Origin of the sequence: Nonomuraea sp. B12E4 (assembly GCF_039871825.1) — a bacterium.
Taxonomy (GTDB): domain Bacteria; phylum Actinomycetota; class Actinomycetes; order Streptosporangiales; family Streptosporangiaceae; genus Nonomuraea.
In genome coordinates this window covers 83,299-108,435 of sequence record NZ_JBDPME010000003.1, presented here as the reverse complement: position 1 = coordinate 108,435, position 25,137 = coordinate 83,299, and the positions used below count along the sequence as shown (strand labels likewise).

Sequence of the window (25,137 nt, the reverse complement as noted above, 5' to 3'; positions counted from 1 at the left end):
GGACCGCTCCCTGTTGGGAGCGGGGGCGTGCCGAGCGGGAAGGCGCCCGAACGTGCCTTACGTCGCAGGCCCGTGCGGTTTTCGGCGAACATGCGGGCACGCCCCAAACGCGGAGGTGGCCTGGGCGAGCAACCTCAAGGGAGCCGGGCCTGTCCTCCGACGATGCCCGCGCGGCGTGGCGCGAAGCCATCCCCTTTATGGGGTGGAGGAGTCACTAATCCGTAAAACCCGCGTGACGCGCATCTAAAGCAGGGCCGACGGAGCAATAGGGTTTGCTCCATGTTCCGCGACACGCAGAGTAGCTGGCTGAGCACCCTCCGGCATGACGTGCCAGCCTCGCTCGTGGTTTTCCTCATCGCGGTGCCCCTTTCCCTGGGCATCGCGATGGCCTCGGGAGCACCCCTGGCAGCCGGGCTGATCGCCGCCGTCGTGGGCGGCATCGTGGCCGGCGCGCTGGGCGGCTCGGCCGTCCAGGTGAGCGGCCCCGCCGCGGGGTTGTCGCTGGTGGTCGTGGATCTCGTGCACACGTACGGGTGGCGGGCCACCTGCATGATCACCCTGATGGCCGGGGCGGTCCAGCTCCTGCTCGGGGTGTTCAAGGCGGCCAGGGCGGCACTGGCGGTGTCGCCGGCCGTCGTCCACGGCATGCTGGCGGCCGTCGGCGTGATCATCGCGCTCTCCCAGCTCCACATCGTGCTGGGCGGCAGCCCGCAGCGCTCGGCCGTGGCCAACCTCATCGAGCTACCCGGGCAGGTCGCCGACCTGCACGGGCACAAGGTCGCGATCGGCCTGCTCACGATCACGGTGCTGGCGCTGTGGACGCGCCTGCCCAAGCGGGTCAAGGCGGTGCCGGCTCCGCTGGTCGCGCTGCTCGCGGCGGCGGGAACGGCGTGGATCTTCGACTGGGACGTCACGCGCGTCGACCTGTCCGACAGCGTCACCGAGTGGGCCTTCCCCGTGCTGCCCAGCGGCGACTGGCACATGATCGTGGCCGGGGTGCTGCTGGTGGCGCTGCTGGCCGGGGCCGAGTCGCTGCTGTGCTCGGTGGCGGTCGACGGGATGCACGGCGGCCGGCGCGCCGACCTGGACCAGGAGCTGACCGGCCAGGGAGTGGCGAACATGGTCACCGGCGCGCTCGGCGGCCTGCCGGTGGCCGGGGTGATCGTCCGGAGCACCGCGAACGTGCAGGCGGGCGCTCGTACTCGCTGCTCGGCGATCCTGCACGGGGTGTGGGTGCTGACGTTCGCGCTCGTGTTCGGCTGGCTGATCAAGCTGATCCCGCTGGAGGCGCTGGCGGCGCTGCTGGTGTTCATCGGCGTGCAGATGGTGAACCTCGGCCACGTCAAGAAGGTGCACGGCCACGGCGAGGTGCCCGTCTACGTGGTGACGATGGTCGCGGTGATCCTGCTCGGGCTCGCCGAGGGCGTACTGGCCGGGCTGGCGCTGGCCGCGCTGCTCGCGCTGCGCCGCCTGACCTGGGTCACGGTGCTGAAGCGGGAGGACCGCGAGGGCCGGCTGCACGTGACGATCTCGGGCTCGCTGACGTTCCTGGGGGTGCCCAGGCTGACGCACGAGCTGCGGGCGATCGCCGCGGGCACGCCCGTGGACCTCGACCTGAACATCGACTTCATGGACAACGCCGCCTTCGAGGCCATCCACTCCTGGCGGCTGGACCACGAGCGCATCGGCGGCACGGTCGACATCGACGAGCTGCACGACGAGTGGTACGCGCTGGCGGCCAGCGGGGCGCGCATCTTCCCCGTCAAGTCGCCGCCGAAGGCGCCGGACCGGTGGTGGCTGCCGTGGGCCCACCGGACCCGGCGTCCCACCGATCCCGCCATCACCCAGGACGGCGCGGCCGCGCGGGAGGAGTGCCAGCTCACGGTGGGGGCGCGGGAGTTCCACCGGCGTACGGCGCCGCTGGTGCGGCCCATCTTCACCGAGCTCGCCCGCAAGCAGCAGCCGTCGCATCTGTTCATCACGTGCGCGGACTCCAGGATCGTGCCCAGCCTGATCACGGCGAGCGGGCCCGGGGACCTGTTCACGGTGCGCAACATCGGCAACCTGGTGCCGCGCCGGGGGGCCGAGCCGCACGACGACTCGGTGGTGGCGGCGATCGAGTACGCGACGCAGGTGCTCGGCGTGCACACGATCACGGTGTGCGGCCATTCAGGGTGCGGGGCGATGGCCGGGGTGCTGAGCGGCGGCGTGCAGGCGGGTAGCCTGCCGGGGCTGAGACGGTGGCTGCGGCACGGGAACCACAGCCTGGCCACGTTCATCGAGACCGAGGGCGATCGGCTGCACACGGGCGCTCTGGACGTGCTGTGCCGGGTCAACGTGCAGCAGCAACTGGAGAACCTGCGCACTTACCGGAAGGTCGACGAACAGGTCAGGGCGGGCAAGCTGGAGCTGGTGGGGCTGTTCTTCGACATCGGCTCGGCCCGGGTGCACATGGTGCCGCCGCTGCGGCTCGGCTCTCCCGCGCGGCCGCAGGTTCGCCGTGTGGCCGAGGAGCGAAGCCTCGGCGCTTCCGAGTAAATCTGCGCAGACCCGGGCCCGGGCACCGGGTTAGCGTCGCGGGTGCCGGCGAGGTTCACCAGGTGCCCATGGCGCTCCTCGCGACGCCGGTCCTGGCTCCCAGGGGCCGGAGGGGCGGAGGTGCCCACTGTCGAGCCGCGCCCGCGGGGCCGTCGAGGCCGGCGAGACAGTGAAACAACACCTCCGCCCCTCACCATGTACGTATTCGGGCGATTACGGAGAGAAACCCCGGGCACATGACCGTTTACATTGCCTTCGGGGGAGGATCCGACAATGGCCTACGAATCACGGCATGTGACCGGATGGGTCGGCTGGGTGTGGTTCGCCGCGGCGCTGATGATCATCAGCGGCGTCTTCAACATCATCAGCGGAGTGTACGCGGTCCTCAACAGCGACCTGTACTTCCGGATGCCGGCCCGGTTGCTGCTCCTCGACATCTCCGGCTGGGGCTGGGCCCATCTCGTCTTCGGGATCGTGCTCTTCCTGGCCGGCCTCGCCCTGCTGGCCGGCCAGACCTGGGCCAGGATCGTGGCCGCGGTGCTCGTCATGATCAACGCGATGACACAGCTCGTCTGGATCACGGTGAACCCGTGGTGGTCGCTGGCGGTCATCGCGGTGGACCTGCTGGTGCTGTACGCGCTGATCGTGCACGGCCGGGAGGCCCGGCCCTTCGGCGCCTGACAGCTCCGGGGCAGCCCTCCTCGTCAGGTCATCGGGGCACCAGCCGCACGCCGTTCGTGGCGCGAGCGCGCCAGGTGGTAGGCCGTACGCAGGAGCTCGCTGGTCGCCACTTCCGCACGGGGGCCCGGGTTCACCACTGCCAGCCAGCCGACGGTGCCGTAGACAGGGTGCGCGATCACGGTGTCGTCGGCTCCGGGGGCGGCCTCGGGGGCGGCCGCTTCGCGTGGCGCGTGTCCTGTCCACCGGACGAACTCGTCCTTCCCGGCGGCCACGTTGACGCGGAAGGCGCCCGGCCGGTCCAGGCGGGACGTCTCGTCGCCGGGGTGGTTCTTCGTCACGATCGTCGCGAAGGGCTGGCCCGTCGTCGGGACGACGCCGTCGGGCGAGTAGTAGAAGAACGTGTCGCCCCAGCCGATCTCCGGCGAGCCGTCGCCGGGCTCCGGCCTCAAGGTCAGGACGCCGTCGAGGCCGGCCACGAAGCTGATGATCTCGTCCATCGTCATGTGGTCAAGCGTCGCATTAAAGTGCTTGTGGAGACTTCAGGGCTATGTTCGCGGGATATCAGGGTGGCAGGTCGCAAATCGCAGGACATGCGTACTGTCGATGTCGCGCGGCGTTCCGGATACTCCGTTCAACAGGTACGCAATCTTGAGCGTGACGGCATGCTCCCTCCGGCGACGCGTACGGCCTCGGGCTACCGGGTCTATGGAGAGATACACCTGCGGTCCGCGCTGGCCTACCGGGCCCTCGCGGCGGGCGCGGGTCCCGTCGAGGCCAAGAAGATCGTCCGTGCCGTCCACCGGTCCCCCGCCTCGCGGGTGCTCGCCCTGGTCGACGCGGCGCACGCCCGGCTCGACACGGAGCGCGGCGACCTGAGGCAGGCGGAGGAGGCCGCCCGGGCGATATCCAGCGAGCCGATCGAGGACGTCCGGGCCTCGGACTCGATGAGCGTCTCCGAACTCGCCGCCGCCCTCGGCGTACGTGCCTCGACGTTGCGGCACTGGGACGCGGAGGAGCTCGTCGTCCCCGACCGCGACCCCGCGCGCGGAACGCGCCGCTACACGCCCTCCCAGGTCCGGGACGCACGGATCGTCCACCAACTCCGCAAGGCCGGTTACCGCATCGCCCCGCTCCGGGCCCTCATGCCGGAGCTCCGCCGCGCTCGCCGGCTGGCGGACGTGACCTCCGCGCTGGCCGCCAGGGAAGCGGGCATCACGGCTCGCTCCCGGGCCCTCCTCGAAGGCGGCGCCGCTCTCAGCGCCGTGCTCGGGCTCGCCACCGGCCGCTCGCTCACGGACGACGGGCCTGCCCCGGACCAAGGTCCGGAAAGACATGCCGCACACCTCTGGTCCGAGGGGCGGGAGTGACCTCCCATGACTTGGGGGTGATTCGGGAGTCATCGTATCTGTCTGACTGATATCGTCGCCGTGCTCCCAGACCGACGAAATGGACAGTCGTGAACTCGCCTCTTGACGCCACGAGCGAGCCCCAGACCCCCAGCGAGCCCCAGACCACGAGCAGTGATCCTCAGATCACGGTCACGGTCACCCAGCCACCGGTGACCGTCACGAAAACGCGCAAGGTCGAGGTCACCATCACGAAGACCGTGAAGACCACGGCCACCGCCACGGCCACCGCCACGGCGACCCGCACGATCACGGCCACGCCGACCCAGACACCCAAGCGGACGCCCACGGTCACGGTCACGGCCAAACCCACGCCGACGCAGACGCCCAAATCCGCGACCGCGACCCCTCCAGCCACCGTCACCGTCACCCAGCAGGTGCCGCAGCAGGTCGCGCAGCCACCCGTTCCGGCGCCCACGAGCAGCCCCGAGGAGTCCGAGGCGCAGGCCCCCATCGTGGCCGCGGAGCAGCCCCCCGTCGTGGCTCCCACACCGGCGCCGACCGCCTCTGAGCCCATCCTGGAGGCCCAGACGGAGCTGCCGGCGGCCGCGCCCGTTTCGGCCGAAAGAAATGTCCTGGTCGATTCGGCCGCCCTGCTGGTGATCGCCGCGATGCTGGTGTTCGCAGGCTGGAAGATCCTTCGGTACCTGAAGCGCAACGACGTGATCAGATAAGGCACCGCAGCCGATCCTGACCGCGAGTCACAGGGACGACGAAGTGAGTGGCTCGCGAGTGAGATCGAGCTCCGGCCGCTGTTCGTGCGGACAAAAACCACCCTGACATCACGGATAGTAGCGACGGCGACATGGAGGGTTGACGCTTTGCGGGAGCGGCGTCTCGGCCGCGCCCACCCGGAAGGAATCGTGCATGCGTGTCCCCATTGCCGCCATGGCCCTGACCGCCGCAGGCGTCATGGCCATGGCCCCGCTCGCTCCGGCGCAGGCGGCCACGGGCTACGTGGTGATCAACGACACCCGCTACGACGACCCGAGCGGCTGCTACCCGCTCAACCACCTCGACCGCGCCTTCGTCGTCAACCACACCGGCGAGCGCGCCTACATCTACCACGACCCCGCCTGCACCAGGCGGTTCCTCGCCGAGGTCGTGCCGCCCGGGGACACTGAGGTCTTCTGGGGTGCCGGAAGTCTACGGATCGACTGACGCCGTACCCACCGATCCACGCCCGCCGCGGCCGGGACCGTCCGTCGGCGGGCCGGGGTCCTTCGTGGGGCGGCACGAGGTGCCGGGAGGCTGTCTAGCGTTGCTTGAGGCGGAGCGCTTCCTTGCGGTTTTCGGCCTGGACGGAGCGCTCGTGCTCCAGCCACTCCGGGTTCTCGGCTTTCAGCGCGTCGATCTCAGCGGTGGTGAGCGGTTCGGTGATCCCGCCTCTGAGCAGACCGGAAATGGAGATCCTGAGCTTCGCGGCGATGACCTGCCTGGGGTGCGGGCCGTTGCGGCGCAGGTCGGAGAGCCAGGCGGGTGGCTTCGCCTGCAGCTCGTTGAACTCGTCCCTTGAGACGACACCCGCCCGGAACTCGGCGGGCGTGGCCGAGAGGAGGACGCCCAGCTTCTTGGCCGCGGTCTCGGGCTTCATGGTCTGGGTGGTCTTCGGTTTCGGCGAGGTCATGGGCCAAGCGTAGTCAGTCGGACCGGGTTCCCCGAACATCAGTACTCTGAGCAAGTGACTGAAGGAGAGACCGGCAGGGTGTTTCGGCTGGCGTACGTGCCCGGAGTGACACCCGCGAAATGGGTCAACACCTGGACGGAGAGGATGCCCGACGTGCCGGTTACCCTGGCCGCGGTTCCCGCCGCCGAGGCTGTGGGACTCCTGCGGGACGGCGGCGCCGACGCCGGGTTCGTCAGGCTGCCCATCGACCGGCAGGGGCTCAGCGTGATTCCCCTCTACGTGGAGACCACGGTGGTCGTGGTGCCCAAGGACCACGCCGTGGCCGCCGCCGACGAGGTGCTGATCGCCGACCTGGCCGACGAGGAGGTGCTCCATCCTCTGGACGACACCATCGAGTGGGCGGTCCGGCCCGGGCTGCCCGCTTTCACCCGCCCGGCCACGACGGCGAGCGCGGTCGAGCTGGTCGCGGCCGGCACCGGGCTCCTCGTGGTTCCGCAGTCGCTGGCACGCCTCCACCACCGCAGGGATCTCACTTACCGGCCGGTGCCGGACGCGCCGCAGTCCCAGGTCGCGCTGACCTGGCCCACGGACGCGACCACCGACCTGGTGGAAGACTTCATCGGCATCGTCCGTGGCCGGACGGTGAACAGCTCGCGGGGCCGTACCCCTGCTTCCCCCGCGGAGAAACCGGCACAGCGGCAGGCGCAGAAACCTGTGCAGAAGGGCTCCGGTCGCCGGGCCGTGCAGGCCGGCCGTAGAAGGAAGGGCCACCGGCATCGGTGAGCCGCGACCCGGCCGGACCCGGCCGGGTGGCCGGTGCGACGTCCCCTCAGGATCCGTCGCCCGCGCGGAGGCGGCCTCGTTGCCTATGGGGTGATGATCGACACGTTGGCGTGCCAGGCCACGGGGAGTGGCCTGAGAGACAGCGTCCGCTCGCCGGGCCTCCAGGTGACGATCATGCTCGCGTAGCCGGTCTCCCGCGGATCGGCGTCCGCGGTCGTGACGAATGCGCCCGCGAGCACCAGCCGGCCGTCTGGCGTCCAGCCCATCCTGCGGGTCTTGACGTCGACGGGCACGGGCATCGACGGCACGCGCGTCCATCTCAGGGTCTCCGTGTCCAGCACCCGGACATCGAGATACTCCTGCGGCCCGCCGGTCGGGGCGAGGAACGGGACGGCGATGTACCTCCCGCCCGGACTGACCTCGCCGTCCTTGACCCCACCTGCGGCGGTCGGCCTGCCGGTCGGCCGCTCCTTCTCGGTGCCGGGGACCACCAGGGCGAGCGGCTGCCCGGAGAGAAGGCCGTAGCCATTGACTGCCGCGGAAGCCGCGTTCTTGAAGAAGCTGCCGATCTCCCCCCACAACTGTCCCGTCGGGTCGGCGTAGGTGACCGGGTTGTTGTTGCTGTAGGTGTAGGCGTTCATCTGCTGCGGGTCGGTCAGGTCCATGACCGGGTCCGCCGAGACGAACCGGCCGATCGACGGGTCGTATTCGCGTGCCCCCAGGTGGGTGAGCCCGGTGGAGGCGTCGATGGTGCCGCCGACGAAGCCCTTCTGACCGGGGAAGCCCACTGGCGCGCCGCGCGCTGCACCGAACGGCGTCTGGCGGCGCTGGGTCACCTTCTGTGTGCCGTTATCGATGGCGAACTGCGAGGTGCTGACGGCGTCGACCTGCTCACCGGGGACTGGCCCCGGCCATATCCGAGCCGCGGTCGCGAAGCAGTGCCGTACGGTGTCGATCAGGGCCCGCAGGACGGTCCGGTCAGCTCGACGGGCGGGGCCTTGCGGGTGCGCCGTCCGGCCGAGGTGCGCTCCTTGTGGTGGTCACGCAGGGCGATCTCGATCGACGCCAAGCCCGAGAAGACCTGGCGGAACAGAGCCGGAACAAAGGAGCATGAACCCTCAAGCTCCTGGTCAGAGGGTGTGTGACGAGTCGGCCTGTAGGCCGGGTTCTGTCCTTCGTGTGAAGGGGCGACCATCCATCTAGGGCCGCCGTTGCCGGCGGCCTCGAGCGGTCTACCCGCGCGGCTCGGGCGGGCAGCCCTCGAACGTCGCGCGCGGGACACTCCGTGGAGCGTCCCTTCTTGACCTTGCTCCGGGTGGGGTTTACCTAGCCGCCCACGTCACCGTGGGCGCTGGTGGTCTCTTACACCACCCTTTCACCCTTACCCCCCGTAGGCCGGGGGGCGGTCTGCTTTCTGTGGCACTGTCCCGCGGGTCACCCCGGGTCGGTGTTACCGACCACCCTGCCCTGTGGAGCCCGGACCTTCCTCGGCGGGCCCGTGGGCCCGACGCGGTCGCCCGGCCGACTCGTCTGCAGAACTGTACCAAGTCTCGCACTATTCCCGGCACGACACCGGCGTCTGGGGGACGATGGCGTCGGCGGCCGTGCCGGGTGTTCTGGCGGTATCCGGCACGGCCCGCTCGTTCAGCGGGGGCGCCCGGTCAGGTGCGAGATGTCGTTGAACGACTTCACCACGGCCGGCCCGTCCGCGTAGTACTCGATCAGCGACAGGCACGCCAGGTCGAGGTGCATCCGGTAGACGGACTCCAGCGGCGCCATCAGGGCGAACCTCAGCAGCATCTTGATCGGGGTCACGTGCGAGACCGCGAGCACGGTCTTGCCCTCGTGGCGCTCGACCAGCCGGGCGCCCGCCGCCTGGACGCGGCGGGCGGTGGTGGCGAAGCTCTCGCCGCCCGGCGGGGAGGCTTCCGGGTCGGTGAACCAGGCAGCCAGCTCGGTGGGCCAGCGACGCTGCACTTCGGTGAACGTGTGGCCCTCCCAGGCGCCGAAATCGGCCTCTCTGAGGTCTTCGTCCACCTCCACGTCGAGGCCGGTCAGCTGGGCGACCGCCTCCGCCGTCTGCCGGGCGCGCTTGAGCGGCGAGGTGACGATCGCATCCAGCCGGTACGGCTCCCGCGACAGCCTCTCCGCCACCGCCGATGCCTGGGCCAGGCCGTTGGCCGTGAGCTCGGTGTCGCCGCGGCCGGAGAACCTGCGCTCCAGAGACAGCTCGGTCTCACCGTGCCTGAGCAGGAGCAACGACGTCGCGACGCGGGTGGGCGGGGCCCAGCCGGTGCCCTTGCCGCGCTGCCGGGCGTCCTCCGTGACCAGGGAGGCGGTGGGGGCGGAGAGGTCGGAGACGTCGGGGGTGGCACGCGAGGCGGCTGAGGTCGCCGAGGCCGTGGGGGCCGTCTTGGAGGGCGTCGTGTCCGACGGTTTCGCTGGGCGTCCCGTGTCCGCTGCCGTGTCCGCTGCCGTGTCCGCTGCCGTGTCCGGGGCCCCGTGCGTGTCCGCGGCCGGGCCGGTGGTGCCGCCCGCCTTCCAGGTGAGGCCCTTGGCGGCGGCGTCCATGGCCTCGTTGGCCAGGCGGTCGGCGTGCTTGTTGCGGTCGCGCGGCATCCAGGTCCACTCCGTCACCCGCAGCCGCCTGGCCAGCGCGCCGGCCTCCAGCGCGAGCGGCCGCAGACCCTCGTTCTTGATCTTCCAGCGGCCCGCCATCTGCTCGATGACCAGCTTCGAGTCCATCCGGACGGCCACCGACGCCCCGTCGCCGCCCAGCCGGAGCACGGCCGTGAGACCGGCGATCAGGCCGCGGTATTCGGCGACGTTGTTGGTCGCGACGCCGATCGCCTCGGCCGCCTCCGCCAGCACCTGCCCGTCCGAGGCGTCCTTGACGACCGCGCCGTAACCCGCCGGCCCCGGGTTGCCCCGGGAGCCGCCGTCCGCCTCGACGAGGTAGGACGTCAAAGGCCCGACTCCGCCGTGCGTACGAGGATGCGGCGGCACTCCTCGCACCGGAGCACCTCGTCGTGGGGGGCGGCCTTGATGCGGTTCATCTCGGCGATGGACAGGGCCACCTTGCAGCCCTGGCACCGGCCGCCGTGCAGCATGGCGGCGCCCACGCCGTACTGGTCCCTGAGCTTCTCGTAGAGGGCGAGCAGGTCGGCGGGGATCTCGCCGGAGACGGCGGCGCGGCGGCCCTGGACCTCGCCCGACTCCTTCTCGATCTCGCCGAGCGCGGCGTCGCGCCGGTCCTCGGCGGTGGCGACGGCGGCGGCGACCTCGTCGCGCTGCGCCACCAGGTCGGTGGCCTTGGTGTCGGCGGCCTCGCGGCGCTCCATGATCTCCAGGACGACCTCCTCCAGGTCGCCCTGCCGCCGGTGCAGCGAGGTGATCTCGGACTGGAGGCTCGCCAGGTCACGGGGGGAGGTCACGGCGCCGGAGTCGAGGCGCTTCTGGTCGCGGTCGGCGCGGGTGCGCACCGCGTCGACGTCGCTCTCCGCCTTGGCCTGCTCGCGGGCCAGGTCACCCGCCTCGGTCTCGGCCTCGATGACCTGGGTGGAGAGCCGGGCGAACGCCTTCGAGCGCTCGTCGATCTCGGCCAGCTCGGGCAGGGTCCGGCGGCGGTGGGCCAGCCGATCGATCACGGAGTCGATCTCAGCCAGGTCGAGTAGTCTCTTCTGGGCCTCAGGGGCTGCTTTCATGATCAATATCCTCTTGTCCAAGCATCGGTGACCGTGGCGGAGACACGCGTTTCAACGGTAACGCCACTATCGCGCAGGATCGACGCGGCGCTGTCGAGCCACGGCCACTCGGTCGCCCAGTGCGCGGCGTCGATCAGCGCGGGCCCGCCCGACTCCACGAACTCGCTCGCCGGATGATGCCGCAGATCCGCCGTGAGGAACACGTCCACTCCCGCGGCCTTGGCCCTTTCGAGCAGTGAGTCGCCCGCGCCCCCGCTGACCGCCACCCGCGTGACGGGCCGGGACAGATCGCCCGCGACGCGGATGCCCGCCCCCGTCCGCGGCAGCCCCTCGGCCGCCCGCTCCGCGAACTCCTCCAGGGTCATCCTCCCCGGCAGCTCCCCGATGCGGCCGAGCCCGCGCCACGGGTCGTCGGGGAACGGCTGGAGCGGCACCAGGTCACCGGCCAGGCCCACGGCCCTGGCCAGGGCGTCGGACACGCCCGGGTTGGCCACGTCGGCGTTGGTGTGGGCGGTGTAGAGGGCGACGTCGTTCTTGATCAGGGTGCGGATCAGCCGCCCCTTCGGCGTGGTCGCGGCCACGCTCGTGGTGCCCCTCAGATAGAGGGGGTGGTGGGTGACGATCAGGTCGGCCTCCCACTCCAGGGCCTCGGCCGCCACCACCGCCACGGGATCGACGGCGAACAGCACCCGCCGCACCTCCTGGCCCGGATCCCCGCTGACCAGCCCCACCGCGTCCCACGACTCGGCCCGGGCGGGCGGGTAAGCCGCCTCGAGCACCTCGATCACGTCCGTCAACGTCACAGCAGCCACCTGCGCAGACTATCGGCCTCCGGGACGGCCTCGGCGGCCTTGGTGAGGGTGTTGGTGCTGTACGGCCCGAACACGAACCTCGGCCACAACTCCATCATCTTCATGATCGAGTGCCAGGTGGACCACATCATGTCCTGCCTGCCCCGCCTGTCCGCGTCCGGGCCCATCGAGGTGCGCCCCGGGGTGATGGCGGCGTGGAGCAGGCAACTGGACGCGGCGATGGAGCGGATGGTGTGGGGCGGCGGCGGCTGCCGGAGCTGGTACAAGACGGCTGAGGGCCGCGTCACGAACAACTGGCCGGGCCCCACATCTCTCTACCGCCGCCTGACAACCAAACCCCCAGAAGCGGCCTATCGAACCATCGACCCCAGCTAAACGACGAAAACCACCCAGCGGGCCCACAGGGCGCACGTGACTGGCGCCCAGCCACGCACCGGTCAGCAAGCGTTTTCCTGGAAGCCCCCAGCCACGTGCGGCGGGGGGCGGCCGACTCGGCCCCGCCGTAACCGATGGCAGGGGTTCTCTGGATGCCCCCGTGGGGGGGGCGGCTTGGTCCGCCGTGGCAGAAGTAAATATTGTCCGTAGCATGATGTCCTTGCACCAGCGTGCCGTTGTTGCCGACACTCACAATGATCTTCTGATGGCCGTTTCAGCCCGCCCGCCGGAGCTCTGGGCCTCGTTCTTCCGGGAGCGATGGCTGCCGCAGCTCGTCGAGGGCGGGGTGAACCTCCAGGTCCTGCCGGTCTTCGTCGAGGACGACTACCGGCCGGAGGGTGCGTTGCGGCAGACGTTGCGCATGATCGAGTGCGCGCACGTGCTCGCCGAGGGCAACGCCGACCAGGTACGGCTCTGTCTCGACGCCTCCGCGATCGACCGGGCGCTGGACGAGGGCAAGATCGCGCTGGTGCTCGCGATGGAGAGCATGCCGGGCCTCGACGCCGACGTGGAGCTGATCTCGACCGTCCACCGGCTGGGCGTGCGGGTGGCCTCCATCGCGCACTTCGGCCGTACGGCGCTGGCCGATGGCAGCGGCGAGGACGCCACGGGCAGCGGGCTGACCTCCCACGGCGTCGCCGCGCTGAAGGAGATGGAGCGGCTCGGCATCGTGTTCGACGTCTCCCACCTGGGCGCCTCCGGTGTCGCTCACGTGCTGGAGCTGGCCACCAAGCCGGTCATGGCCACGCATTCCGCCGCCGGCGCGCTGCGCGACCACCACCGCAACCTCACCGACGAGCAGCTCCGCGGGGTGGCCGGCACCGGCGGCGTCGTCTGCGTGAACTTCTTCGCCCCCTTCCTCACCGACCGCGAGGAGGACGCGACGCTCGACCGGCTGCTCGACCACATCGAGCACGTCGCGGAGGTCGCCGGGATCGACCACGTCGGCCTCGGCCCCGACTTCATCCGCGAAGTCATGGCCGACCTGACGCGGCCATGCTGCGAGGGCCTCAACAACCGGGGCGTGAACCCCAGGGCGGCGATCCCCGGGCTGGCGGGGCCGTCCGGGCTGCCCCTGGTCACCGAGGGCCTGCTCGCCCGCGGCCTGCCGGAGAAGGACGTCATGAAGATCATCGGCGGTAACGTGCACCGGTTCTTCGGCGACCTGCTCTGACGACCGCGCCGAAACGGAATGCCCGCCCGCGAGCGTCGCGGGCGGGCAGTGGCCATGGCATGGCATGACAGGCAGGGAAGGGCCACGACATGGGACAAGGGATGCGGCACCGCCCGGGCCACGCGAGGCGGGGCTGAACGACCGGGCCCGCGCCGTGCGGACCAGACGACCGGGCCGCTCGGTGCGGGCTGGACTGGCGGTGCAGGCTGGACCAGCGAGCCGCAGGGTGCCGGTCAGACGACCGGGCCGAGCTTGCGCTCCATGACGCAGGGGTTGGGGAACTCCTGGTAATACGGGTTCGGCCGCCCGTACCAGTGACCGTTCACCTCCACCTCGATCGGGTCCCAGATCAGCGGGCAGGGCCCCGGGTTGACGTTGAGGTCGCGGAAGTAGCCGTTGACCTCGTGCAGAGCCTTGCAGGCCTCCCGCGGCCGCGGGTAGATCCCCGCGTCCGGGTCGCAGGTGAGGCGCATCGAGTGCGCACCGCCGTCGCGCGGTGTGACGGTGATGTAGAGATCCGCGCCCGCCGCCGCGGCGGCGGGGAGCGCCGCGAACGGCGCCGCGAGGGTCGCGGCTACGCACAGTCCGATCGCGGCCGCCCTGCGGGCGGCGGTCAGCACGACCGTCATGAGAACCTCCCTGGTCAACGGCCGTCCCCACATGGGACGGCGCACCCCACATGACTACATTCAGTGACCGTCGAACGGCTACTGGTCACGCGGTAACCGCAGGGTGATCGCATGGATACATAGAGCTGTCGTCCTCGGTTCTTCACGGGTACGAAGTCGCGCCGGACGAAAGGTGGTTAACCAGGTATTCCACAGTCATTACGGATCTCTGTAACCTGGCTGCCAGGAAGCCGAACAAGGAGATCCGCATGGCGGAATTCACCCCCACCGTTCCTGCGCGAGTCCTACCCGCCGTCACCGTCCGCGACCTGCCCGAACCACCCCGCTCCACCTGGCGCGTCATCGGCCCCGGCCTGGTCGGCGCCGGTGTCGGCCTCGCTTCGGGCGAATTCATTCTCTGGCCCTACATCGCCTCACAAGTCGGGCTGATATTCGTCTGGGGCGCCGCGATCGGAATCATCACCCAGTGGTTCCTGAACATGGAGATCGAGCGTTACACCCTGGCCACCGGGGAGACCGCGCTGACCGGGTTCAGCCGGATGTGGAAACACTGGGGCCTGGTCTTCGTGTTCATGACGCTCTGCTCGAACCTCTGGCCCGGATGGGTGACCTCGTCCGCGACCATGGTGACCTATCTGACCGGTTCGGGCGAGGGCAGCGTGCGCTGGATCGCGATCGGCATGCTCATCGTGATCGCGCTCGGCCTGACCCTGGCTCCGGTGATCTACCTCGCCCTGGAACGGGTGATCTTCGTGAAGATCGCCCTGGTGGCGACGCTGATCGTCGTCGCCGTCCTCTTCGCGGTCAACGCCGAGAGCTGGGTCCAGCTCGGCAGGGGCCTGACCGTCGACGCCCGCTTCCCGGTGCCGCCGCTGGAGTTCTCGGTGCTCATGGGCGCCATCGCGTACGCCGGCGCGGGCGGCGGCCAGAACCTGTGCCAGAGCAACTGGATCCGCGACAAGGGCTTCGGCATGGGCCAGTACGTCCCGCGCCTGGTCAGCCCGGTGACCGGGCACCAGGAGGCGGAGGCGTCGACCGGGTTCCAGTTCGCGCCCACCAAGGAGAACCTGGCCCGCTGGCGGCAGTGGTGGCGGTTCGCCAACATCGAGCAGGCGTGGACGTTCGCCATGGTGTCGTTCGTGACGATCGCGCTGATGTCGATGCTGGCGTACTCGACCGTCTTCGGCCGGTCCGGGCTGGCCAACAGCATCGGCTTCCTGCAGGTCGAGGGCCAGGTGCTGCAGGAGACCGTGGGCACGTGGTTCGGGGTGCTGTTCTGGATGATCGGGGCACTGGCGCTGTTCGCCTCGGCCATGGGCATCGTGGACTACACCTCGCGGCTGGCCTCCGACACGATCAAGACGGTCTACCTGCGGGACAAGTCCGTCTCCGTGAACCAGGTCTACTTCCTGGTCGTCTGGGCGCTGGCGCTGGTCGGCATCGGGATCCTGCTGCTGGGCTTCGACCAGCCGCTCATCCTGCTGGTGTTCTCGGCGTGCTTCGCCGCCGTGATGATGTTCGTGTACTCGATCCTGCTGATCATCCTGAACCGGCGGGCGCTGCCCGAGGCCATCCGGGTCCGCTCCTTCCGGCTGGGCGCGCTGGTGTGGTCGGTGGCGTTCTTCGGCACGCTGACCGTGCTGGTCGTCATCCAGCAGGCACAGAACCTGTTCGGCGGGTGATCCGGCCCGGTTGACCTCAACCGGACTTGAGGTGCCAGGCTCGGGGCCATGGAAGTTGTCGAAGTGATGAAGTTCGGTGGCCCCGAGGTGCTCAGGACCCGCCGGGCCGAGGAGCCCGTCGCGGGTCCCGGGCAGGTGGTGATCGGTGTCTCGGTGGCCGACGTCATGTCGCTCGACGCGCAGTTGCGGGCCGGGTGGGGGCGCGAATGGTTCGGGAACGAGCCACCGTACGTGCCGGGGACCGGGGTGGCCGGGCGGGTGCTGTCGGCGGGTGACGGCGTGGACGCCGGATGGGTGGGCCGCCGGGTGGCCGCGTTCGTCCCCGGCGGGGGGTACGCCGAGCGGGTGGCGGCCGAGGCGGACCGGCTGGTCGCGGTGCCCGACGAGGTGCCTTCGTGGCAGGCGGCGGCGCTCGTGCAGGTGGGGCCCGCGGCGTTGAGCCTGGTGGCGGCCGCGGGGTTGCGGCCCGGGTCACGGGTGCTGGTCACGGGGGCCGGTGGGGCGCTGGGATTGCCGATCGTGCGGCTGGCGGCGGCGGCCGGCGCCCGCGTGACGGCCGCGGCGCACGGCCCGGCCAAGCGGGCGGCGGCCCTGCGCATGGGCGCGGCGGAGGTGATCGACTACCCGGCCCTGGGCGCGGCGGAGACGACCGGCGACCGGGCCCTGAACGAGCCTGAGGCGACCGGCGACCCGGCCCTCAACGAGCCTGAGACGACCGCAGCGACTGGGACGACCGGGTCCACAGCGGCTGGAACGACCGGCCGCGCGGCGCCGGAGGGGTTCGACGTCGTGTTCGACGGGGTCGGTGGGGAGGTCGGTGGGGCCGCGTTCGAGCTGGTCGCTCCCGGCGGGACGTTCTTCGCCTACGGCGTGCCCAGCGGGTCGCCGGCCCCGGTCGACCGGGAGCGGGCCATGCGGCGGGGGGTGCGGCTGGTCGGCATGGAGCAGGTCCAGTTCGCTCCGGACGAGTTCAGGAGGCTGGCCGAGCAGACCATGCGGGAGGCGGCCGCCGGCCGGCTGACGACGGTCGTGGGGCTGGCCGTGCCGCTGGAGCGGGCCTCGGAGGCGCACGCCGCGCTGGCGGCGCGCGAACTCGTCGGCAAGGCGCTGCTGCTCGTCACCGCCCAGGCCGTGCGCTACCGGGCCCACGGCGGCCCGGAGGTGCTGGCGCTGGAGGAGATCCCGCTCCCCCGGCCGGGCCGGGGCCAGGTACGGGTGGCGGTCAGGGCGGCCGGGGTGAACGGCATCGACTGGAAGATCCGCAAGGGTCTCATGGGCGCCCCGCCCGCCGGCCCGCAGGGCACGGGGATCGAGATGGCGGGCACGATCGACGCGCTCGGCCCGGGGGTCACCGGCCGGCGGCTCGGCGCGCCGGTGTTCGGCCAGGTCGCGTCCGGGGCGGCGGCCACACACGTGATCGCCGAGGCGGACGCGCTGGCGGCCAAGCCCGACGACCTCTCCTTCGAGGAGGCCGCCGCGCTCCCGGTCGCCGTGGGGACGGCCCGGCGGGTGCTGCGCGAGCTCGGGCTCCGGCCGGGCCTGACCCTGCTGATCCACGCGGTGGCGGGCGGCGTCGGCCTGGCCGCCGCGCAACTTGCCCTCGCCGCCGGCGCCCGCGTCATCGGGACGGCGAGCGAACGCCACCACCCCCACCTCCGCGGCCTCGGCGTCCACCCGGTCACCTACGGCGACGGCCTGGAGGAGCGCCTCCCGCCGAACGAGCCCATCGACCTGGTGCTGGACGCTTCGGGCAGGGGCGAGCTGGACATGTCGGTCAAGCTCACCGGCGACCCGGACAAGGTCATCACCATCGCCGACCCGCTGAACGCCGGGCGGCTCGGGGTGCGCTTCTCCTCGGGTGGCGGCCACGAGGCCGTCCCGATCGAGCACGTACGGATTCCGATCGCGGAGACGTTCCCCCTGGACCGCGCCGCCGACGCCCAGCGGCGCAGCGAGGAGGGCCATTTCCTCGGCAAGATCGTCCTGAACACGGAAGGCTTCTTGCCGCGTTAGCAGGCACACTGGTCCGCATGCTTGGTACCTCCGCCCGCCTGCTCAAGCTGCTCTCGCTCCTCCAGGCCCACCGGGAGTGGTCGGGTCCCGAGCTGTCCGCCCGGCTCGGGGTCTCGACCAGGACCATCCGCAACGACGTCGAGCGCCTGCGCTCGCTCGGCTATCCGGTGCACGCCACTCCCGGGGTCGCGGGCGGCTACCGGCTGGGCGCGGGGGCGGCGCTGCCGCCGCTGCTGCTCGACGACGACGAGGCCGTCGCGGTCGCGGTCGGGCTCGGCCGGGCGGCCGGGGGCGGTGTGGAGGGCATCGAGGAGACCTCGGTGCGCGCCCTGGCCAAGCTGGAGCAGGTGCTGCCGTCCCGGCTGCGCAGGCGGGTGAGCGCGCTCAACGCCTACACCGTGCAGATCCCCGTGGTGTCCGGCACCCCAGCTCCGGTCGCTCCCGAGGTGCTGACCACGATCGCGAACGCCGCCCGCGACCACGAGCGGTTCCGCTTCGACTACACCGGCCATGACGGCGAGGCGACCGTACGCGACGTCGAGCCGCACCGCCTGGTGCACCGGCGTGGCCGCTGGTATCTGGTGGGCTACGACGTCGAGCGGCGGGACTGGCGGACGTTCCGGGTGGACCGGCTGCGGCCGCGTACGCCGGGCGGGCCCCGGTTCACCCCGCGGGAGCTGCCAGAGGGCGGTGACGTGGCCAAATACGTGGAGAAGGGCGTCAGCGCGGCGATGTGGCGCCACCGGGCCACGGTGCTGCTGCACGCCCCGGCCGGGCGGATGGGCGCTCTGCCCCCGGGGCTCGAGGTCGAGCCGGTCGACGCGGCCTCCTGCCTGGTCAGGCTGGGCGGCGACGACCTGGCGGGGATGGCCGTGTGGATCGGGTTCATCGGCGTGGACTTCGAGGTGCTCGACCCGCCGGAGCTGGCCGAGCACGTGCTGCGGCTCTCGGAGCGCTACCGCCGCCCCGCCGGCGCACGCCCGCGGCGCGGCAGCCCGTAGCCGGGGGCGGTCAGCCTGCGGGCGGGGACGGTCAGCGGGTGGTAAGGGCCTGGTCAGCACGACTGGCGACGCCGCGGGGCATGCAGAACATGACGCAGGTCCCGGGCGGCAAGGACGACTTCCAGCTCGTACACCATCTGACGCTCAAGGGCAGCCGGTTCGAGATCGGCCGCGCGCTCGCCGAGGAGGCGCGCAGGCTGGGCTGGGCGCCCACCCCCGGCGACCCGGTGGTCAACCGTGCCCGGCGGACCTGGTTCGAGCGGCACTGGCCGCAGCACCACGCCCGCATGGACGGCGCGGCGGCGATCCTCGGCGACGGGCCGCTCTGCGTGACCAACCACCTGCTGCACCGCCACCCCGACCCGATGAACCTGCCCGAGGACACCGAGCTCAGCTTCCGGACGTTCGAACGGCTGCGCACACTGCACGAGCGCAGCAAGGGCGTGACCATGTCACCGCGGGACCTGCGCGAGACCCTGCGCTCGGTCCGGCCGCGGGAGGACCCCGCCACCCCCTTCCGCACCATGTGGACCACGGTCTTCGACACCGCGGACCGCACCCTGTCGACCAGCTTCTACCTGGGCGACGGGCGGCGCTACACCGAGGAGCTGGTGTTCCCCGGCCACGACAGATAGTCCTGGCGCACCTTGGAGCGCGACAGCTTGCCGGTGGGCGTGCGCGGGAGCTGGTCGCGGTATTCGACCACCTTCGGATGCTTGAACCTGGCGATCCGCGACCCGCAGTGCTCCAGCAGCTCGGCGGTCAGCCCGGGGCCCGGTGTGACGCCCTCGGCGGGCTGGACGAGGGCGGCCACGTTGTGGCCCCACTCCTCGTCCGGCACGCCGATGACGGCCACGTCCGCCACCGCGGGATGTTCGAGCAGGGCGGCCTCGATCTCGGCGGGGTAGATGTTCACCCCGCCCGAGATGATCAGGTCCGTACGCCGGTCACACAGGAACAGGTAGCCGTCCGCGTCCAGGTGGCCGATGTCCCCCGGCGCGTACCACTCCCCTCGCATGCTGGCCGCCGTCTTGGCCGGGTCCTTGCGGTACTCGAACTTGCCCAGGGCGGACCTGACGTAGATCATGCCGGGCTCGCCCGGCGGCAGCTCCTTGCCGTCGTCGTCGAAGATCTTGACCTCGAACGACGGCGCGGGCCGGCCCACGGTCCCCGGCCTGGCCAGCCAGTCGCGCGGCTTGACGGAGAAGGCGACGGTCGACTCGGTCGAGCCGTAGTACTCGTACAGGACGGGCCCCCACCAGTCCATGATCTGCTGCTTGACCGCGACCGGGCAGGCGGCGGCGGTGTGGATGACCTGGCGCAGGCTGGACACGTCGTATTTTGTCCTGACGTCCTCGGGCAGGCGCAGCATCCGGTGGAACATGGTCGGCACCATCATGGCGTTGGACACCCGGTAGCGCTCGATCAGCTCCAGGACGTTCTCCGGGTCGAACCTGGGCGCGATCACCACCGTGTGCCCGAGGTGCAGCGCGAACTGCGCGTGCGCGCACGGCGCCGAGTGGTACATCGGCGAGGTCACCAGATGCACCTCGGCGCCGGGCCGCAGGTCCACGACCTCGCCGAAGAACCACGTGTAGAGCGGCACGACCTCCTCGGGCGCGGCGCCGGGCAGCGGCCGCTGCACCCCCTTGGGGAAGCCGGTGGTGCCGGAGGTGTACCACATGACCGCCCCGGTCGCGCGCTCGCCGGGCGCGGTGACGGGCTGCCCCGCGGCCAGCCCGTCCGTCCCGACCTCCGCGCCGGGCACGGCGTGCTCCGGATCGGTGACGACGAGTTCGGCGTCGCAGTCCTTGAGGATGTACGCCACTTCGGACGCGGTCAGATGCCAGTTGATCGGCACGTAGTAGAGCCCGATCTGGCCGGTCGCCATGATCATGACGAGGGCGTCGATGCCGTTGCGCAGCACCCCCGCCACCACGTCGCCGGTGCCGATCCCGCGGGCCCTGAGCCCGTGGGACACCTGGTTGACCCGGGCGAGCAGCGCGCCGTAGGTGGTCTCGGTGCCGTCGGCGTCGATCACGGCGAGCCGGTCGGGGTCGGCCGCGGCGATGGCGTAGAAGCCGGGCAGCTCGCCGACGTCCACCGGTGCGCTCCCGGCCGGGGTGTCACGTCGCTGATCCATCAGAGCTCCAGCAGGTGCGCGAGACGAGCACGGTGAACGCGGGGCGGGCCGAGCAGGACCTCGTCGGCCTTGGCCCGCTTGTAGAACAGGTGCGCGTCGTGTTCCCAGGTGAAGCCGACGCCGCCGAACAGCAGCAGGTGGTCGCGGGCGACCTCGAAGCAGGTGCGGCCGACGTACGCCTGGGCGAGGGCGGCGGCGCCGGGCAGCTCCTCGGGCGCCTCGTCGGCGGCCCAGGCGGCGTATCTGACGATGGACTCGGCCTGTTCGAGCTTGCAGTGCATGTCGGCCAGCTTGTGCTTGACCCCCTGGTACGAGCCGATGTAACGGCCGAAGGCGACTCGGATCTTGGCGTAGGCGACGATGGCCTCCAGCGCCGCCCGCATCACACCGAGCTGCTCGGCCGCCAGCGCCACGCACAGCCGGTCCCCGATGCCGGACTCCGGCCGCGGGCCGAGCACGCGGGCGGGCGCGCCCTCCAGGGCCACCCGCGCCTGGCCGCGGGTGAGGTCGAGGGTGTCCAGCGCGGACCTGGTGACGCCGGGCCCGGCCAGCTCGACGGCGACCATGACCGGGCCGTCGCCGCCCCGCGCGGGGACCACCAGCACGTCGGCGTCCATGCCGCTGAGCACCTGCGCCAGCGTGCCGCTCACCGTGCCGTCGTCGTGGGAGAGCTCGGCCTCGGCGAGCGTGGCCGCGATCCTGCCCTCGGCGATGCCGGTCATCAGCTCCTTGTCCGGCACCGCGCGCAGCGCGATGGCCGCGAACGACGTGGCCAGGAAGGGCCCCGGCAGCAGCGCGGCGCCGGTCTCCTCCAGCGCGACCGCCAGCTCGGCCAGTCCCGCGCCCGCGCCGCCGTGCTCCTCGGGGATGATCAGCCCGGCCAGGCCGAGCTCGCCGTTCAGCCGCGCGTACACCTGGGGGTCGTAGCCGTCGCGGACCTTGGGCAGTGGCGAGGCCGTGCGCAGGAAGCCGCGCACGGCGTCGCGAAGCTGCCGCTGCTCCTCACTGAGTACGAGCTTCACTCCTGCGTCCCCACCTTCAGGTCCTTGAACGGCACGGTCTTGTCGACCCGGGGCTCGGGCGGCAGGTTGAGCACCCGGTCGCCGATGATGTTGCGCATGATCTCGTTGGTGCCGCCGCCGAGTGACATGCCGGGGGCCAGCGAGATGGCCTGCGCCAGCGGGTGATCGGACAGCACGGACTCCGGGCCGACGAGCCGCGTGGCCAGGTCGGCCTGGAACAGGGTCAGCTCGGCCAGCAGCAGCTTGGCGGCGCTGCCCCGGGCGCCGGGGAAGATCCCTGCCCTGGTCTCCTGGGCCAGCCGCTGGTTGAACAGCGCCAGCGCGCGGCTGCGGATGTGCAGCTCGACGAGCTCGTCGCGGACCAGCGGGTCGCTCGTGTCGACGCTCTGGCGCAGCGTCTCGAACGAGGTCGGGTCGTCGCGCCGCCCGCCCATACCGACGCCCGCCGAGATCGACAGCCGCTCGTGCAGCAGCGTCGTGACGGCCACGCTCCACCCGTCGTTGACCTCACCCACGCGGTGCTCGTCGGGGATGGCGACGTTGTCGAAGAAGATCTCGTTGAAGTTGGACCTGCCGCTCATGTCCTTCAGCGGCCGGACCGTCACCCCGGGGTGGTGCATGTCCACCACGAACATGGTCAGCCCCCGGTGCTTGGGCACCTCCACGTCCGTACGGGCCAGCAGCAGCCCCCAGTCGGCGTGGTGGGCGACCGAGGTCCACACCTTCTGGCCGTTGACGATCCAGCCGTCGCCGTCCCGCTCGGCCCTGGTCTGCAGGCCGGCCACGTCGCTGCCGGCGCCGGGCTCGGAGAAGAGCTGGCACCAGATCTCCTCGCCGCGCAGCAACGGCCGGACGAACCGCTCCCGCTGCTCGTCGCTGCCCCGGTCGACCAGGGTCGGCCCGGTCATGCCGAGGCCGATGGAGAAGACGTAGGTGGGCAGGGCGTAGTCGCGGGCCTCGGCGGCGAAGGCGCGCTCCTCCGCCTGCGTCAGCCCCTGGCCGCCCCAGCGTTCCGGCCAGGTGATGCCGGAGTAGCCGGCGTCGTAGAGGCGGGCCATGAACTCCTTGGCCCCGCCGGCCCCGTCCGCCCCGGGGTCATCCCGCGTTGGAGCGTTTTCCTGGAGCCAGGCCCGGGCGGCGCGCCGATACTCTGCGAGGTCCACATCGCCTCCTTGGCATCAGTGCCCACTTACTCTAGTCAGCTCACCGCGAGAGGCATAGAGCGTCGCTCTGGACGACTTTTTCACCCGATTTGTCGGTGGATCTCCGCAAATTTGAGCGATAACCACTTGGTGTGATCACCTGGCTACAGGGGGATGGCGTGATCACACGGCTGGGCCGGTCCATACGCACACGGCTATCGCTGTACGCCAGCGCGGCCATGGCGGCGCTCTGCCTCGCGACGAGCTGGGTCCTGCTGCTGACCGCGCACAGCACGGTGATCGACATCCGGACCAACGAGATGCTCAACGTCGCCCTGCGCGTGGTCCACCTGATCAAGCGGCACGAGCTGCCCCCGGTGATCCGCCTCGACCTGCGGGGCGTCCAGGTCGTCGACGACACCGGCCGCGTGGTGGCCTCGACGCCGAACCTGGCGGGCGTGCCCCGCCTGACCGCCCAGCCCCCCGACCCCTACAGCGCCAACCGCACCGGTATGGTGTGCGACCTGCCGCAGTTCTCCGGCGAGTGCCAGATCACGGTCGCCTTCCGCGTGTACGGGGACGACCAGGAGGGCGACTGGTTCGTCTACGCCTACGACACCCTGCCCCCCTGGTACGTCAGCCCCACCGTGACCGGCTTCCTGGCCGGCGTCTCCCTGATCCTGGTGACCCTGACCTGGTTCGGCGTCTCGCGGGTGGTGGCCGGCACGCTGGCGCCGGTCAACCGCATCACCCGCAGGCTGGCCATGATCACCGCCGGTGACGCGAAGATGCGGGTGCCCGTGCCGCGCAACGCCGACGAGATCAAGGAGCTCGCGCAGACCGCCAACCAGATGCTCGCCCGGCTGGAGTCGGCGATGGAGCAGCAGCGCAGGTTCGCCTCCGACGCCTCGCACGACCTGCGCAGCCCGATCACGGCCATGCGCACCGAGCTGGAAGAGGCCCTGATCAGCCCGGACCAGACCGACTGGAGGCAGACCTCCTCCCGGCTCATGCTCAGCCTGGACCGGCTGCAGAACATCGTCACCGACCTGCTGACGCTGGCCAGGCTCGACGCGGGCGCGCCCGGCCGGCTCGAACCGGTGGACCTCGCCGACCTGGTGGCCGGCGAGACCGCCAGGGCGCGCGGCAAGCGGGTGGTCACCTCGTTGCGGCGCGACGTGGTCGTCCTGGGCGACCGGCTCAGGCTGGCCCGCCTGCTGACGAACCTGCTGGACAACGCCGAGCGGCACGCCGAGAGCACGGTCACCGTGACCGTCCGCCGGGAGGGCGACGAGGCCGTACTGGAGGTCTTGGACGACGGGGCGGGCATCGTGCCCGAGCTGCGCGAGGTCGTCTTCAGGCGCTTCACCCGGCTGGACGCCTCGCGCAACCGCGACGCCGGCGGCACCGGGCTCGGCCTGCCCATCGCCCGCGAGATCGCGAGGATCCACCACGGCACGCTCACGATCGAGGACTCCGAGACCGGCGCCCGGTTTGTGCTGCGGATGCCGGTACGGACGCGGTGATGGTGGGTAGCTAAAAGTTTTGACCCTGATCAGGAACCCCGGAGGACCGCATCTACCATGATCACCTGAGTGTTCGCCGTCAACGCGGGGGTCATGCGAACAGCGCCCACCGTCCATGCCCGATTTGTCCATAAGACACCATTAAGCAGAAGTTAGAGTTACTCGCTGTGACATCAGGTTTCAGCCGATTACGGCGCGAGGATTTGTTGAAGACGGCTTGCGAGGTGATCGCGGATCAAGGCTTCGGCCACACCAGGACCGTCGACATCGCCAAGGCGGCCGGCGTCAGCCAGGGGCTGCTCTTCTACCACTTCGAGACCAAGGAACGACTGTTCGCCCAGGCCTTCACCTACGCGGCACGACTGCACCTCAACGCGCTGGGCGGCATCGAGAGATCCACGGGCACGCCGTTCGACCGGCTGCGCACGCTGCTGCGCCTCTGCTCCCCCGCGATACCCACCGAAGGCTGGCGGCTCTGGATCGACGCGAACGCCGAGGCCATGCGCAGCCCCGAGCTGGAGCAGATCTCGCGCCGCATCGACGCCCAGGGACGGCTGCTGATGCGGGCGATCATCGAGGCCGGCGTGGCGTGCGGGGAGTTCGCGTGCGAGGACCCCGACTCGACGACATGGCGCCTCTTCGCACTCATCGACGGGCTCGCGATCCAGACGCACGTCCATCCCAAGGTGCTGTCCCGGCGCCGGGTCAACCTCCTCATCCGCACGGCCGCCGCGAACGAGCTGGGCCTGTCCGCCGACACGCTGTGATCCTCTCCCTTTCCGGCGCTATTGGATGCTGCGTACAATTAGGGGAGTGGCG

The 25,137-nt window shown here is 71.0% G+C and carries 24 protein-coding genes and 1 other RNA gene; 14 read left to right on the top strand and 11 right to left on the bottom strand.

Annotated elements, in window-relative coordinates; translation table 11 throughout:
* Positions 1 to 279 precede the first annotated feature (279 nt).
* Both ABGB18_RS09260 and ABGB18_RS09255 read left to right on the top strand, forming a co-directional pair.
* Positions 280 to 2,538, top strand: a complete 2,259-nt coding sequence (locus ABGB18_RS09260; RefSeq protein WP_347694982.1) for a bifunctional SulP family inorganic anion transporter/carbonic anhydrase — start codon at positions 280 to 282, stop codon at positions 2,536 to 2,538.
* 273 nt (positions 2,539 to 2,811) lie between these two features.
* Positions 2,812 to 3,219, top strand: a complete 408-nt coding sequence (locus ABGB18_RS09255; RefSeq protein ID WP_347694981.1) for a hypothetical protein — start codon at positions 2,812 to 2,814, stop codon at positions 3,217 to 3,219.
* 23 nt (positions 3,220 to 3,242) lie between these two features.
* Here ABGB18_RS09255 and ABGB18_RS09250 read toward each other — a convergent pair whose 3' ends face one another.
* Complete coding sequence (locus tag ABGB18_RS09250) at positions 3,243 to 3,722, bottom strand: DUF6194 family protein (protein ID WP_347694980.1); 480 nt, start codon at positions 3,720 to 3,722, stop codon at positions 3,243 to 3,245.
* An 87-nt stretch (positions 3,723 to 3,809) separates the two neighbouring features.
* On the opposite strand from ABGB18_RS09250, the gene ABGB18_RS09245 reads away from it, so the two are divergent.
* The 3 genes from ABGB18_RS09245 to ABGB18_RS09235 all read left to right on the top strand — a co-directional run bounded on the left by ABGB18_RS09245 (position 3,810) and on the right by ABGB18_RS09235 (position 5,786).
* Positions 3,810 to 4,586: a MerR family transcriptional regulator gene (locus tag ABGB18_RS09245; protein ID WP_347694979.1), complete on the top strand. Its 777-nt coding sequence runs from the start codon at positions 3,810 to 3,812 to the stop codon at positions 4,584 to 4,586.
* Between the two features lie 89 nt (positions 4,587 to 4,675).
* Positions 4,676 to 5,299, top strand: coding sequence for a hypothetical protein (locus ABGB18_RS09240; RefSeq protein WP_347694978.1), 624 nt, complete (start codon positions 4,676 to 4,678; stop codon positions 5,297 to 5,299).
* Between the two features lie 193 nt (positions 5,300 to 5,492).
* Positions 5,493 to 5,786 (top strand): hypothetical protein, encoded by a 294-nt coding sequence (locus tag ABGB18_RS09235; RefSeq protein ID WP_347694977.1) that lies wholly within the window; start codon positions 5,493 to 5,495, stop codon positions 5,784 to 5,786.
* Between the two features lie 94 nt (positions 5,787 to 5,880).
* On the opposite strand, the gene ABGB18_RS09230 is transcribed toward ABGB18_RS09235, so the two are convergent.
* Positions 5,881 to 6,252, bottom strand: a complete 372-nt coding sequence (locus ABGB18_RS09230; RefSeq protein WP_347694976.1) for a DUF5997 family protein — start codon at positions 6,250 to 6,252, stop codon at positions 5,881 to 5,883.
* A 54-nt stretch (positions 6,253 to 6,306) separates the two neighbouring features.
* Here ABGB18_RS09230 and ABGB18_RS09225 point away from each other — a divergent pair, with 54 nt between their 5' ends.
* Positions 6,307 to 7,035, top strand: coding sequence for a LysR family substrate-binding domain-containing protein (locus ABGB18_RS09225; protein ID WP_347694975.1), 729 nt, complete (start codon positions 6,307 to 6,309; stop codon positions 7,033 to 7,035).
* Positions 7,036 to 7,118: 83 nt separating this feature from the next.
* Here the strand turns inward: ABGB18_RS09225 and ABGB18_RS09220 are convergent, their stop codons facing one another.
* The 5 genes from ABGB18_RS09220 to ABGB18_RS09200 form a co-directional block, all read right to left on the bottom strand.
* Entirely contained in the window at positions 7,119 to 7,871 is a 753-nt protein-coding gene (locus ABGB18_RS09220) for an RHS repeat-associated core domain-containing protein (protein ID WP_347694974.1), read from the bottom strand.
* Between the two features lie 305 nt (positions 7,872 to 8,176).
* Positions 8,177 to 8,564: RNase P RNA component class A (gene rnpB / locus ABGB18_RS09215), an RNA gene on the bottom strand.
* A 115-nt stretch (positions 8,565 to 8,679) separates the two neighbouring features.
* Positions 8,680 to 10,002, bottom strand: a complete 1,323-nt coding sequence (locus ABGB18_RS09210; RefSeq protein ID WP_347694973.1) for a bifunctional RNase H/acid phosphatase — start codon at positions 10,000 to 10,002, stop codon at positions 8,680 to 8,682.
* Positions 9,999 to 10,739 carry a C4-type zinc ribbon domain-containing protein gene (locus tag ABGB18_RS09205; protein WP_347694972.1) on the bottom strand — a complete coding sequence of 247 codons (741 nt, stop codon included), beginning with the start codon at positions 10,737 to 10,739 and terminating at the stop codon, positions 9,999 to 10,001. Before ABGB18_RS09205 ends, ABGB18_RS09210 begins: the two co-directional genes overlap by 4 nt.
* A 2-nt stretch (positions 10,740 to 10,741) precedes the next feature.
* Positions 10,742 to 11,542, bottom strand: coding sequence for a Nif3-like dinuclear metal center hexameric protein (locus ABGB18_RS09200; RefSeq protein ID WP_347694971.1), 801 nt, complete (start codon positions 11,540 to 11,542; stop codon positions 10,742 to 10,744).
* Between the two features lie 111 nt (positions 11,543 to 11,653).
* Between ABGB18_RS09200 and ABGB18_RS09195 the strand changes: the two genes are divergently transcribed.
* Together ABGB18_RS09195 and ABGB18_RS09190 are read left to right on the top strand one after the other, a co-directional pair.
* On the top strand, positions 11,654 to 11,926 hold the full coding sequence (locus ABGB18_RS09195) for a hypothetical protein (RefSeq protein ID WP_347694970.1): 273 nt from the start codon (positions 11,654 to 11,656) through the stop codon (positions 11,924 to 11,926).
* Between the two features lie 211 nt (positions 11,927 to 12,137).
* Positions 12,138 to 13,160 carry a membrane dipeptidase gene (locus ABGB18_RS09190; protein WP_347694969.1) on the top strand — a complete coding sequence of 341 codons (1,023 nt, stop codon included), beginning with the start codon at positions 12,138 to 12,140 and terminating at the stop codon, positions 13,158 to 13,160.
* A 233-nt stretch (positions 13,161 to 13,393) separates the two neighbouring features.
* Here ABGB18_RS09190 and ABGB18_RS09185 read toward each other — a convergent pair whose 3' ends face one another.
* Positions 13,394 to 13,789 (bottom strand): SSI family serine proteinase inhibitor, encoded by a 396-nt coding sequence (locus ABGB18_RS09185; protein ID WP_347694968.1) that lies wholly within the window; start codon positions 13,787 to 13,789, stop codon positions 13,394 to 13,396.
* 248 nt (positions 13,790 to 14,037) lie between these two features.
* On the opposite strand from ABGB18_RS09185, the gene ABGB18_RS09180 reads away from it, so the two are divergent.
* From ABGB18_RS09180 to ABGB18_RS09165, 4 genes are all read left to right on the top strand, one after another.
* Positions 14,038 to 15,471 carry an Nramp family divalent metal transporter gene (locus ABGB18_RS09180; RefSeq protein ID WP_347694967.1) on the top strand — a complete coding sequence of 478 codons (1,434 nt, stop codon included), beginning with the start codon at positions 14,038 to 14,040 and terminating at the stop codon, positions 15,469 to 15,471.
* A 48-nt stretch (positions 15,472 to 15,519) separates the two neighbouring features.
* On the top strand, positions 15,520 to 17,484 hold the full coding sequence (locus ABGB18_RS09175) for a zinc-binding dehydrogenase (RefSeq protein WP_347694966.1): 1,965 nt from the start codon (positions 15,520 to 15,522) through the stop codon (positions 17,482 to 17,484).
* Between the two features lie 17 nt (positions 17,485 to 17,501).
* Positions 17,502 to 18,485, top strand: a complete 984-nt coding sequence (locus tag ABGB18_RS09170) for a YafY family protein (RefSeq protein WP_347694965.1) — start codon at positions 17,502 to 17,504, stop codon at positions 18,483 to 18,485.
* Between the two features lie 80 nt (positions 18,486 to 18,565).
* Complete coding sequence (locus tag ABGB18_RS09165) at positions 18,566 to 19,120, top strand: hypothetical protein (RefSeq protein WP_347694964.1); 555 nt, start codon at positions 18,566 to 18,568, stop codon at positions 19,118 to 19,120.
* Here the strand turns inward: ABGB18_RS09165 and ABGB18_RS09160 are convergent.
* From ABGB18_RS09160 to ABGB18_RS09150, 3 genes are read right to left on the bottom strand one after another with little or no spacing between them, the layout of a single operon-like run.
* Positions 19,081 to 20,628 carry an AMP-binding protein gene (locus tag ABGB18_RS09160; RefSeq protein WP_347694963.1) on the bottom strand — a complete coding sequence of 516 codons (1,548 nt, stop codon included), beginning with the start codon at positions 20,626 to 20,628 and terminating at the stop codon, positions 19,081 to 19,083. The two genes, ABGB18_RS09165 and ABGB18_RS09160, sit on opposite strands and share 40 nt — an antisense overlap.
* The gene (locus ABGB18_RS09155; protein WP_347694962.1) at positions 20,628 to 21,650 is read right to left on the bottom strand and encodes an acyl-CoA dehydrogenase family protein; all 1,023 of its coding nucleotides are present in this window, start codon (positions 21,648 to 21,650) and stop codon (positions 20,628 to 20,630) included. Before ABGB18_RS09155 ends, ABGB18_RS09160 begins: the two co-directional genes overlap by 1 nt.
* Complete coding sequence (locus tag ABGB18_RS09150; protein WP_347694961.1) at positions 21,647 to 22,813, bottom strand: acyl-CoA dehydrogenase family protein; 1,167 nt, start codon at positions 22,811 to 22,813, stop codon at positions 21,647 to 21,649. Before ABGB18_RS09150 ends, ABGB18_RS09155 begins: the two co-directional genes overlap by 4 nt.
* A gap of 158 nt (positions 22,814 to 22,971) precedes the next feature.
* Here ABGB18_RS09150 and ABGB18_RS09145 point away from each other — a divergent pair, with 158 nt between their 5' ends.
* Together ABGB18_RS09145 and ABGB18_RS09140 are read left to right on the top strand one after the other, a co-directional pair.
* Positions 22,972 to 24,318, top strand: a complete 1,347-nt coding sequence (locus ABGB18_RS09145; RefSeq protein WP_347694960.1) for a HAMP domain-containing sensor histidine kinase — start codon at positions 22,972 to 22,974, stop codon at positions 24,316 to 24,318.
* A gap of 167 nt (positions 24,319 to 24,485) precedes the next feature.
* Complete coding sequence (locus tag ABGB18_RS09140; protein WP_347694959.1) at positions 24,486 to 25,085, top strand: TetR/AcrR family transcriptional regulator; 600 nt, start codon at positions 24,486 to 24,488, stop codon at positions 25,083 to 25,085.
* Positions 25,086 to 25,137: the final 52 nt, after the last annotated feature.

Coding starts and splice junctions, on each gene's coding strand:
- ABGB18_RS09160 (WP_347694963.1), bottom strand. CDS start 20,628: ATGGATCAGCGACGTGACACCCCGGCCGGGAGCGCACCGGTGGACGTC.
- ABGB18_RS09185 (WP_347694968.1), bottom strand. CDS start 13,789: ATGACGGTCGTGCTGACCGCCGCCCGCAGGGCGGCCGCGATCGGACTG.
- ABGB18_RS09230 (WP_347694976.1), bottom strand. CDS start 6,252: ATGACCTCGCCGAAACCGAAGACCACCCAGACCATGAAGCCCGAGACC.
- ABGB18_RS09245 (WP_347694979.1), top strand. CDS start 3,810: ATGCGTACTGTCGATGTCGCGCGGCGTTCCGGATACTCCGTTCAACAG.
- ABGB18_RS09190 (WP_347694969.1), top strand. CDS start 12,138: ATGATGTCCTTGCACCAGCGTGCCGTTGTTGCCGACACTCACAATGAT.
- ABGB18_RS09255 (WP_347694981.1), top strand. CDS start 2,812: ATGGCCTACGAATCACGGCATGTGACCGGATGGGTCGGCTGGGTGTGG.
- ABGB18_RS09195 (WP_347694970.1), top strand. CDS start 11,654: ATGATCGAGTGCCAGGTGGACCACATCATGTCCTGCCTGCCCCGCCTG.
- ABGB18_RS09250 (WP_347694980.1), bottom strand. CDS start 3,722: ATGACGATGGACGAGATCATCAGCTTCGTGGCCGGCCTCGACGGCGTC.
- ABGB18_RS09205 (WP_347694972.1), bottom strand. CDS start 10,739: ATGAAAGCAGCCCCTGAGGCCCAGAAGAGACTACTCGACCTGGCTGAG.
- ABGB18_RS09170 (WP_347694965.1), top strand. CDS start 17,502: ATGCTTGGTACCTCCGCCCGCCTGCTCAAGCTGCTCTCGCTCCTCCAG.
- ABGB18_RS09175 (WP_347694966.1), top strand. CDS start 15,520: ATGGAAGTTGTCGAAGTGATGAAGTTCGGTGGCCCCGAGGTGCTCAGG.
- ABGB18_RS09180 (WP_347694967.1), top strand. CDS start 14,038: ATGGCGGAATTCACCCCCACCGTTCCTGCGCGAGTCCTACCCGCCGTC.
- ABGB18_RS09260 (WP_347694982.1), top strand. CDS start 280: ATGTTCCGCGACACGCAGAGTAGCTGGCTGAGCACCCTCCGGCATGAC.
- ABGB18_RS09165 (WP_347694964.1), top strand. CDS start 18,566: ATGCAGAACATGACGCAGGTCCCGGGCGGCAAGGACGACTTCCAGCTC.
- ABGB18_RS09235 (WP_347694977.1), top strand. CDS start 5,493: ATGCGTGTCCCCATTGCCGCCATGGCCCTGACCGCCGCAGGCGTCATG.